This window comes from Gammaproteobacteria bacterium (genome assembly GCA_016765075.1).
Lineage (GTDB): Bacteria > Pseudomonadota > Gammaproteobacteria.
On record JAESQP010000117.1, the window covers coordinates 1 to 10,596 of the forward strand.

At 46.4% G+C, this 10,596-nt stretch carries 10 protein-coding genes; 7 read left to right on the top strand and 3 right to left on the bottom strand.

Going from position 1 to position 10,596, the window contains the following annotated elements; translation table 11 throughout:
* From JKY90_07060 to JKY90_07070, 3 genes are all read right to left on the bottom strand, one after another.
* Positions 1 to 608: AMIN domain-containing protein (locus JKY90_07060; GenBank protein MBL4852023.1), on the bottom strand; the 608-nt coding region annotated here is incomplete at its 3' end.
* A 118-nt stretch (positions 609 to 726) separates the two neighbouring features.
* Positions 727 to 1,230, bottom strand: a complete 504-nt coding sequence (gene tsaE / locus JKY90_07065; protein ID MBL4852024.1) for a tRNA (adenosine(37)-N6)-threonylcarbamoyltransferase complex ATPase subunit type 1 TsaE — start codon at positions 1,228 to 1,230, stop codon at positions 727 to 729.
* 9 nt (positions 1,231 to 1,239) lie between these two features.
* The gene (locus JKY90_07070) at positions 1,240 to 2,769 is read right to left on the bottom strand and encodes an NAD(P)H-hydrate dehydratase (GenBank protein ID MBL4852025.1); all 1,530 of its coding nucleotides are present in this window, start codon (positions 2,767 to 2,769) and stop codon (positions 1,240 to 1,242) included.
* 19 nt (positions 2,770 to 2,788) lie between these two features.
* Between JKY90_07070 and queG the strand changes: the two genes are divergently transcribed.
* The 7 genes from queG to JKY90_07105 all read left to right on the top strand — a co-directional run.
* Positions 2,789 to 3,865, top strand: coding sequence for a tRNA epoxyqueuosine(34) reductase QueG (gene queG, locus JKY90_07075; protein MBL4852026.1), 1,077 nt, complete (start codon positions 2,789 to 2,791; stop codon positions 3,863 to 3,865).
* 111 nt (positions 3,866 to 3,976) lie between these two features.
* The gene (locus tag JKY90_07080) at positions 3,977 to 6,181 is read left to right on the top strand and encodes a YgiQ family radical SAM protein (GenBank protein MBL4852027.1); all 2,205 of its coding nucleotides are present in this window, start codon (positions 3,977 to 3,979) and stop codon (positions 6,179 to 6,181) included.
* Between the two features lie 146 nt (positions 6,182 to 6,327).
* The gene (locus tag JKY90_07085) at positions 6,328 to 6,669 is read left to right on the top strand and encodes a hypothetical protein (GenBank protein MBL4852028.1); all 342 of its coding nucleotides are present in this window, start codon (positions 6,328 to 6,330) and stop codon (positions 6,667 to 6,669) included.
* Between the two features lie 163 nt (positions 6,670 to 6,832).
* On the top strand, positions 6,833 to 7,087 hold the full coding sequence (locus JKY90_07090; GenBank protein ID MBL4852029.1) for a heavy-metal-associated domain-containing protein: 255 nt from the start codon (positions 6,833 to 6,835) through the stop codon (positions 7,085 to 7,087).
* 29 nt (positions 7,088 to 7,116) lie between these two features.
* Positions 7,117 to 7,977, top strand: coding sequence for a transporter (locus JKY90_07095; GenBank protein MBL4852030.1), 861 nt, complete (start codon positions 7,117 to 7,119; stop codon positions 7,975 to 7,977).
* Between the two features lie 10 nt (positions 7,978 to 7,987).
* Positions 7,988 to 9,001: a 6-bladed beta-propeller gene (locus JKY90_07100; protein ID MBL4852031.1), complete on the top strand. Its 1,014-nt coding sequence runs from the start codon at positions 7,988 to 7,990 to the stop codon at positions 8,999 to 9,001.
* A gap of 75 nt (positions 9,002 to 9,076) precedes the next feature.
* A partial coding sequence (locus JKY90_07105; GenBank protein ID MBL4852032.1) for a TolC family protein occupies positions 9,077 to 10,596 on the top strand: 1,520 nt, incomplete at its 3' end.

The following is a 10,596-nucleotide window of genomic DNA, read 5'->3' on the forward strand; positions in this document are numbered from 1 at the left end:
AATACGGCACGCATACCACGCTGCGCATCAATTTTTCTCTTTAACTCACGAGCAATAGCCAACACGACATCTTTTTCACGTGTGCCCTTACGCCCCAATGCACCTGGATCTTCACCACCATGACCTGCATCAATAGCAATCACCACGTCACGCAAGCTATTATCAGCGATCTGTTTTACCGCTTTCGGTCTTTTGGATTTGCTAGAGGAATTTCCCAATTGATCATATAAATCGATAACCAAACGATGACCATAAGTTTTGTTAGGAACAAGCAAAAATGTTTTTGGCTTAACTGACTTATTGGTGTCTAAAACAATGCGTAAGTCGGTGGCATTACGTTCAGCACTACGCATTCTTTCAACAAAGCCAACTGACTCTTTAGGCAGGCTCATACGCATACGCGTGCGTTTTAAATCGATAACGATCCGTTCTGGATTTTTAAGAGTGAATAATTTGTATTCAAGCGGGGATGAGATTTCAAAGACAAGGCGGGTGTGGTCTGGAGCAGGCCATGCTCTCACACCAGTAACAACTGTCTGCGCGGCACTAACCATAGTGATTGACGCAACCAGCAAGCTAGCAGCGAATAGAATAGTTCTGATTATCACGAGTGGTGTTGCACCTCCAGGCGCATTCTCATTGTATTTATAGGCTCATTCTTATTGAATTTCAAGCCTTTTTCTATATGTTTTAACAAGATAGCGATAAAATCTCTAGTGACACATGTTAAATCACTGGTAACATATTGTTCTCTAGTTCGGCAGTCATTTGAGAAAAACACTTTAAAACCGATTTTCCAACCGTACTTTGTGCCTCAATAGTCAATTTTCGCTCATCGCCAACATACGCCAAAGCAACACTAATATCAGCCTTCACCAGCTCGCCTTCTGCGCGCTCAGGCCATTCAATCAAGCATAAAGATTGGCCATTGAAATAGTCACGCACCCCCATTTCTTCTAACTCTTTATAGGAGCCTATTCGATACAAATCAAAATGATAAACAGTTAAGCCGCTCAATTGATAAGGCTCTACCATGGTATAGGTTGGGCTTTTTACATTACCTTCATGACCTAAACCATGAATGAATCCGCGACAAAATGTCGTTTTACCAGCGCCCAATTCACCCCTTAAGTAAATCACTAAAGGCCGCGTTTCGCAGCACTGCGCCAAGACTTTCGCAAATGATTCGGTTATCGTTGCAGAATCTGAGTGTAACTCCAACATTTTCATAAATCTGCGCTAGATGGCTTGCTCAAGGTTTTCTCGAGGATTTACTAGGCGCCTTAAATGTGGCAATAAATCAGTTGCCAACAACCCCCTCTCACCAACCTTTGCCGCCTTGTTGGCAGCACTCGCATGCAACCAAACACCTGCGCGCGCAGCATCTCGTAATGACAGGCCTTGTGCCAATAAACCACCAATAATACCTGCCAACACATCACCCATGCCCCCTGAGGCCATACCTGGGTTACCTGCATTAACAACACTAATCTCACCTTCGCTATCGCATATTAGCGTACCGCTACCTTTTAACACCACCACACCACCGTAACGCTGCTGTAATGCTTTAATCGCAGCATAACGGTCTGCTTGAATTGCAACCGTCTCGACATCCAACAAACGCGCCGCCTCACCAGGGTGGGGGGTCAAAACCCAGTTAGCATAATGTTTAATATTTGTTGCAAGTATATTTAAACCATCGGCATCCATAACTATCGGCTTGCCACAATTTAACAGGCGATGCCATAAATCGGTTGCCATGCCACCAACGCCCATGCCAGGACCAACCACAAAGACGCCAGCTTGTTCCATCAATGGCTTTAATACTTGTGCCTTGTCGATACCGAAAGCCATAATTTCAGGACGTGCCGCAGAGATTGCTACCGCATTACTCGTGTGCGTAGCCACCGTCACTAAACCGGAACCAACACGTAATGCTGCCTCTGCCGCCATGTGAATAGCGCCCGCATAGCCAATTTTGCCACCGACCAATAGCGTGTGGCCACACTGACCTTTATGCGTGGTGCGCTTACGTGGTGCCAATAACATAGCAATGTCATTACCCAAATAACGGCGCGCAACGGGTAAATAATTCACATGGACCGCTGTCGGCACATCCAATTCATCAAACTCAATTTCACCACAATAATCTGCGGCTAAGCCGGTAAACATGCCTTGCTTTAAAGCAATGAAACTCAAGGTCACATCTGCTTCTACCACGACACCAGCAGGCATACCTGTATCTGCCAACAAACCGGAGGGAATATCGATTGCGAACACTGAGGCACCTGACCCATCACCTGATTTATAACCAGCAGCGTTGATTTTTTCAACAAGTGCCTTGGCATCACCTGTTAACGCGCGCTGCAAACCGATACCAAATAGCGCATCGACAATGACTTCATGCTCCGACAAATCAACATCAGCTTGGTACAGTTCAATAACAACGCCTCTCGCCACCGCATCATTGCACGCTGTCAGCGCCTCTTCCTTGAGTAACTGAACATCACCCAGCGTAATGACCCGCACAGATAAACCCGACTCATGACACAAACGTGCTAACACGTAACCGTCGCCACCATTATTACCTGGGCCGCAAGCAATTAATATTTTTTCCGTCTGCGGCCAATGTTCTTGCAAACAACGATAGGCGGACATACCGGCTTGCTGCATTAATTGGCAGCCAGGCATTTGATGTTGTTCAATCGCCAGCCGTTCAAACTCACGGACTTGCTCGACGCTATACAAAGCTTCGGGTAATGATGTCATGCGCGGTATCATAACGCCTATGAGTACCGAAACAAATCATAAGATGGATATGTCTGAGCTGGCAGCAGATATAAAACGCTGGGGCCAAGAGCTCGGCTTCCAACAAATCGGTATTACCGATATTGATTTGCGTGATGATGAGCAGCACCTACTTAATTGGCTAAAAGACGGTATGCACGGCGAAATGGACTATATGCAACGCCATGGCACCAAACGCAGTCGTCCCGATGAATTAGTTAAAGGCACGACACGCGTCATATCCGCACGCATGGACTACCTACCAGAGAACCATCAATCCATGGACGCAACCATGGTAGACCAAGCCAGCGCCTATATCTCTCGCTATAGCCTCGGCCGCGACTACCACAAAGTGCTACGCGCTCGCCTCAACACGCTGGCCAAAAAAATCAGCGCAGTCGTTGGTGATTTTGGTTATCGTGCTTTCACCGATAGCGCACCGGTGTTAGAAAAAGCCCTGGCACAAAAAGCCGGATTAGGCTGGATAGGAAAACACACAAACCTCATCAATCAAAAAGCTGGTTCCTGGTTTTTTCTTGGTGAACTCTATACCGACCTACCCTTACCCACCGACAAAAAAGCAAAAAATCATTGTGGTGATTGCACAGATTGCATTGATATCTGCCCCACTCAAGCCATCATCGCACCCTATCAAGTCGACGCCCGTCGTTGCATCTCTTATTTAACCATCGAGCTACGCGGTAGTATTCCTATCGAATTTCGTCAAGCCATGGGCAACCGCATTTATGGTTGTGACGACTGCCAACTCGTTTGCCCATGGAATCGTTTTGCCTCACTTAGCGCAGAACCCGACTTTGCGCCACGTCATGATTTAAATAGCGCGACACTGATCGAGCTATTTTCTTGGGGCAAAGCCGAGTTCAATAAGAAAACCGAAGGCTCAGCGATACGACGTATTGGCTATGAATGTTGGTTACGTAATATTGCCGTGGCATTGGGCAATAGTGAGCGGGATGATGTGGTAATTGAAGCATTGTTAGCGCGAAAAAACTGTGAATCAGAGTTAGTTCGGGAGCATGTCGAGTGGGCACTTGGCAATTTAGCGGCTAACCCTTAAAAGATTTAGTGTTTTTTGGTTTTCGTGGCCTTTCTAGTGGCTCAAAAACCTATATAAATACAATGGTTTATGGGATAATCACTGTTCCTTGCATAATCACTCCAGCACTCCATGCCCTTAGCAAAACCCATAAAAGCCCCTGATCTGTTCGGCCACCCAAAATACTGGGCCGAATGCTATGGCACTGCGCCGTATTTACCTATGAGTCGCGCCGAGATGGACGAGTTGGGCTGGGATAGCTGCGACATTATCATTGTTGTCGGTGATGCTTATGTCGATCACCCCAGCTTTGGCATGGCAGTGATGGGGCGTTTTCTTGAGTCGCTTGGTTTCCGTGTTGGCATTATTGCGCAACCTGATTGGCACAGTGTTGAACCATTTAAAGTATTAGGCAAGCCTAATCTATTTTTTGGCATCAGTGCTGGCAATATGGATTCGATGATCAACCGTTATACGGCAGATCTAAAAGTGCGGAATGATGATGCTTATACACCCCATGCCGAGCCAGGCAAGCGACCTGACCGCTCTGTTTTGGTATATAGCCAACGTTGCCGCGAAGCCTATAGCGACGTGCCGCTGGTTTTAGGCGGCATCGAAGCCAGCCTGCGCCGCATTGCACAATATGATTATTGGAGTGATAAAGTCCGTCGCTCCATTTTAGTGGATACTGCGGCAGACATTCTGTTATACGGTAATGCCGAACGAGCGATTGCCGAAGTCGCGCATCGTTTATCTAACGGCGAATCAATTAACAAGCTAACGAATATTCGTGGCACAACAATATTACGTAAAACTCCACCGAAAGGATTCACTGAAATAGACTCAACGCGTATCGACTGGCCCAAGGATGCTGACACCCTGCGCGCAATGGTTAGCCCTTATGAAGAAAAAGACCCCATCAATCAAACTTGCAGCACTAAGCAAGATAGCGCCAACCAAACCAGTAAAACAAAAAATGGCATAACGGAAATTAAGATTGTTCCTATGCCATTAATGCATAAGCACCAGATTACAGCTAAAAACAGCTATATTCGTCTGCCAGCGTTTGAGAAAGTGCGTAATGATGGACCACTGTACGCACATGCATCACGGGTTTTACATCAAGAAGCCAACCCACATAATGCCCGTGCGTTAATGCAGCGCCATGGTCATTATGACGTATGGGTGAACCCACCGCCGATCCCTCTTAGCACCGAAGAAATGGATATGGTGTTTGATCTACCTTATCAACGTAGACCTCACCCCAGCTATGGCGATGCCAATATTCCCGCTTATGAAATGATTAAGACCTCGGTCAACATCATGCGCGGCTGTTTTGGTGGTTGCACGTTTTGTTCGATTACTGAGCATGAAGGTCGTGTCATACAAAGCCGATCTGAACAATCAGTATTAAACGAAATTGAAAAAATTCGCGATACTGTACCGGGATTTACCGGTACCATTTCAGACCTTGGTGGCCCTACGGCCAATATGTATCACCTACAATGTAAAGACGACGACATTCAAGCTAGCTGCCGGCGTTTGTCTTGTGTCTATCCAACGATATGTAAAAGTTTGGATACCGATCATAGCCCTACGACCAAGCTCTATCGCAAAGCGAGAAAAATTCCCGGTGTTAAGCGAGTTTTAATTGCTTCTGGCCTACGTTACGACCTGGCTATTGAAGACCCGGAATACGTTAAAGAGTTGGTCACACATCATGTTGGTGGCTACCTTAAGATTGCACCAGAACATAGCGAAGACAATACACTTAATATGATGATGAAGCCTGGCATGGGCAGCTATGACAAGTTCAAGCAGATGTTTGAAAAATATTCGCAAGAAGCTGGCAAAGAACAATACCTCATCCCCTACTTTATCGCTGGCCATCCTGGTTGTGGCGATGAAGATATGTTGAATCTTTCCCTGTGGCTAAAAAAGAATAAATTTCGCGTTGATCAAGTGCAAACCTTCTACCCTTCGCCTATGGCATTAGCGACTGCCATGTATTACAGCAATCACAACCCATTAAAAAAACTCAGTTATAAAAATGACCCGCTGTATACACCCAAAAAACCACAGCAACGACGCCTGCAAAAAGCCTTTTTACGTTATCACGACGAAAAAAATTGGCCACAGCTACGTGCAGCACTAAAAGATATGGGCAGAACAGACCTTATCGGGGACAGGCCAAACTGCCTTGTACCTGGCGATTCGCAAAATAAAAAACAAAGTAAAAATCACACTAAAGGCTTTAAACATGCGCGTGGCGGACAATGGGATAACCGCAAACCAAATAAACGCTCGCACACTCGTGCTGAAAAACGAATAGGCTAAGGACTCTACGTATTTAGCGTTTCAATAGGGTCACATAGACTGACATAATCCACAGCCACCCAGCACTTGTATTACCACATTAAAAAGCGTATTTTACAGCTGTGCGTAGCTCAAAAAATAAACTCATTCATTGGCTAATCATCACAGTGATGATCTTGCAGACTATGGCTTTCTCTTCTGCTATGGCAAATATGGACTCCATGCAAACTGAAAGCATGGCCGCAGCTGACACGCAGCAAGCTGCTGAAATGGCTTCTCCTAATTGCCCTATGTCTTTGGCGGAAAAATCAAACAACATCAATGAGCTTGATAATTGTTGCAACGCTGCAACCTGCCCTTGTGATGCAACCTGCTATTCTGTTTATCTCTCAGCATATTTTTTCCAAATACCGATTTTGTCTCACTCTGTTATTGCAGTTTCAACCTATTCGTTTACTAACGTCGACGTTTCGGTTCAAACCAGGCCTCCAAAATATCTCCCTGTTTAGCTAAACCTAGCTAAATAATTTTCTATTTCATACAGATGCGCTCACTTATGCGCGCTTAGATAATGCAATCAACTCTCAAGCAAAGACTAGAGAGTCTGTTATTGAATATTCTTGGAGATTAACGACGTCACACATTCGTTCACTGTTACTGTTCGTTTTAATAATGATTAGCCCTGTTGCCATAGCAGAACAGGTCTATCACATTGGTATACATGGTCTGACTTGTCCATTTTGCGTTTATGGTGCTGAAAAACAACTGCATAAACTTGATGGTGTCAATGAAATAGAAAGTCATCTAGAGCAAGGCTTAATCGTTGTCAAAATGCACGATGGAAAAACACTCGAAAAACCTCAGGTTGAAAAAGCCATTAAAAAGTCGGGGTTTAGTTTAAATTCCTTCGGCTTGGCGAATAAGTAAAAAATAGCATGAACGGTATCCATAAAATTATGGTGACACTGTTGCTTGTGTTGTCCTTCTCGCTATTCAATAACGTCATTGCTGCACCAATAACTTTCAATACTGCATTACCCGTAAGTGAGGGCAGTTTTGTTTTCCGTCAGCAATTACGCTGGTCGCGTTCAAGCAATCAAAGCCAGACCTTACGTTCTGCTGCGGCAATATCGATATTGGGCTATGGGGTGAATAGCAAGCTGGCACTATTCGGTGTTCTGCCTTATGTCGACAATCGCCTTGAACAGCCCAATAGCGACCGTGACAATCAGGGCATTGCTGACGTAACAGGCTTTGCACGCTACACTTTATGGAAACATGACAGGCAAGGCCAGACACTACGTTTAGGCGGTGTCGCAGGGCTAACTGCACCGACCGGGGATGATAATAGTCGCGACAGTGCTGGCCGCCTGCCACCGCCATTACAAAATGGTTCTGGTGCCTGGGATTCCTTCGGTGCACTGGTAGCTACTTACCAGACACTGAACAGCCAAATCAGTGGGCAAATCAGCTATCGCAATAACCGCCAAGCCAATGGTTTTGAAATCGGCGATGAGACACGGTTAGACCTGTCATGGCAACAGCGAATCTGGCCAAAAAAACTGTCAGGCGCTGTGCCGGGTTTTTTATACGGCGTATTAGAACTTAACGCCCTGCACCAGGATAGAAACCGTAATAACGGACAAAACAACAGCAACTCTGGTGGCAATACCATCTGGCTGTCTCCCGGTGTGCAATACGTCACCCGACGCTGGGTCTTCGAAGCCATTATTCAAACACCCATCGTGCAAAACCTTAATGGCAATGCATTTGAAAACGATCTAATTATTACTACTGGTTTTCGGCGCAATTTTTAGTGAGAACAATATGACTGCCGTAATAAGAAGATTAACACGCACTGTATTAGTATTAGGCGTATTAACAATCAGTCTGATGCTCATTGTCTGGCTACTGTGGATACCGTCCGCACAAGAACCCGCCTATCGCTTTGTCCACTCCTGGGGCACAGCCGGTGATGGTCCAGCACAATTTCAAGACCCAACGGGTATTGCTGTCACTGCCGAGGAAGTCTTTGTCAGCGATGGTCGTAATGGCCGTATCCAGGTCTTTGATCATCAGGGCCATTTCAAACGCCAGTTCGGTGAACATGACGAAGGCGCCAATCAACTTGGCCGACCCATGAATCTGAGCATTCACAACAACGAGATTTATGTGGCTGACTACTGGAATGACCGTATTCAGGTTTACAGTTTAGCAGGTATATTTCAGCGCAATATTGGCAGCAGTGGCGACGGCCCTGGCCAATTTAACGCACCTGGAGGTGTTGCAATCAATAGCAATGGCGAACTTTATGTCGCCGATTTTGTTAATCAACGTATTCAGCATTTGAAAGCCGATGGAACGTTTATCCGGCAATGGGGAACCACGGGCAAAGTCGGCATCGCCGCAGAACAGTTTAATTACCCCACCGATGTTGCGTTGAGTGTTGCTGCGGGCACAGAAGGCCAAATCATTGTTGCCGACGGTTATAACGACCGGCTCCAGGCGTTTAATGCTGAGGGTCAATACCTACGCAAATGGGGTGGCCCGTTGGGTATGAATATTCATGGCCCCTTCCAGGGCTGGTTTGCCACAGTCACTTCGGTCGCGGTGGGGCCAGACGGTAGCGTTTTCGCTGCAGATTTTTATCATCACCGAATACAGAAATTTTCTTTAACAGGCGAATTCCTTACTGCCTTTGGCGAACAGGGTAAAGGAGCCGGACAATTCGAATATGTCATGGCTGTTGCCGTTGCACCCAACGGCACGCTCTTCGCTACCGATCTTGGCAATAACCGGGTGTTATCTTTTGAGCCTGTTAATGAGCAGGGTAATGAATAAAAGACATAGAAATACACTTTCTTTTTTAGTTAAAAATAACGTTGCATTAAAATTTGATAAAACAGGACACGTATTATGACGCACACATTTTTTCACCGATCATGGGCCTTGCTACCCTTGCTTCTCACTGGCGCATGCACTACCTTGCCGCAAAATTCAGGGCGTGAGGATATCGAAGCCCTTATTCAGGATAGAGGGCTTTATGTTGAAGAAGAAAATGCTGCCAATATCTCGCTAGCCACCTATCTCAACAAACCTTTAACCGCAGAGAATGCCATTCGAGTCGCGCTAGTCAACAACCCTCAATTACGCACAGAATATGCGCGCTTAGGTTTTGCCATGGCCGATATCTATGCTGCTGGCCGTATCCGCAACCCAGTCTTTTCTGCATCAGCCCTTGACTCTAACCGTGATGGTGAACAAAGTCTTTTGACCTTTAGCTTAATTACTTCGTTTAGCGATTTCATTACCCGGCCAGCACGTCAACGTTTGGCCAAGCAACAGTTTGCTGAGATGAAACAGTCTATCGCCGCTAAAGTAATTAGCGTTGCGATGGAAACTGAATCTGCGTTTTATGAGTTTGTTGCGGCAAAACAAAGTTTGGCGCTACAACAACACATCGCCAAAGTCGGCAAATTATCAACAGACCTGGCGCAACGCTATCATGCTGCAGGCAATCTCACCGCAAGAGAACTGGCCATTGGTGCCGCCTATTACTCACAGCGTCGACTTGATGCACTGGATGCAGAGGCGTTTGCCTATGGCAAGCGCGCTATGCTGGCGGCACAAATGGGTGTGCCGATTAATGACGACTGGAATACCCCGGCACAATTACCGCTGCCATTAACGCAAGAAGACACCTTGGAGCAATTATTGGATCTTGCACTGCATTCACGTCTTGACTTGGCCGCAGCCAAAGTTCGGGTCGAATTTTTTGCTGACAGACTCGGGGTAGAAGATTGGACACGATGGTTGGGTGAGCTAAATATTGGCATTGAACACGAGCGTGAGACAGATGGTGCCAGACTTACCGGACCAACCCTGGAATGGGAGCTGCCTATTCTCAATCAAGGTCAAGATACTTTATTGCGCACCAAAGCAGAACTTCAAATCAGCGCCATCGAAGTCGAGCGTTTGCAATTAACCATCAAAAACAATGTACACCTGGCCTATGCTGCATTACTCAATGCCAAGGCACGTAGCATCGAACACCGTGACAACTTGATTCCGGCGCGCACCGCGGCGGTGGCCCGCTCTCAGGAGGCGGAGAATTTTATGCTTATCGGCATCTTTGAGTTGCTGGCAACCAAACAACAGGAATATGAGGGCTATCAAAGTTATTTGGAATCAGTGCGTGACTATTGGCTGACACGCTCACGCCTGGCGCAAGCGGTCGGTAATAGCTTGCCTAGCCCGGCAGCTGATCACCCTGTGATTGACATCAATGCTGTAATCGCCCCTGCCGATAGCGTAGATCATTCCATTCACGGCATGACTGAGGATTCCAAAATGAAGCAAATGGATCATTCGGAACATTCTATGGAAGCGCCGATGAAAAAACAGATGGATCATTCCGAGCACTCTATGGAAGCGCC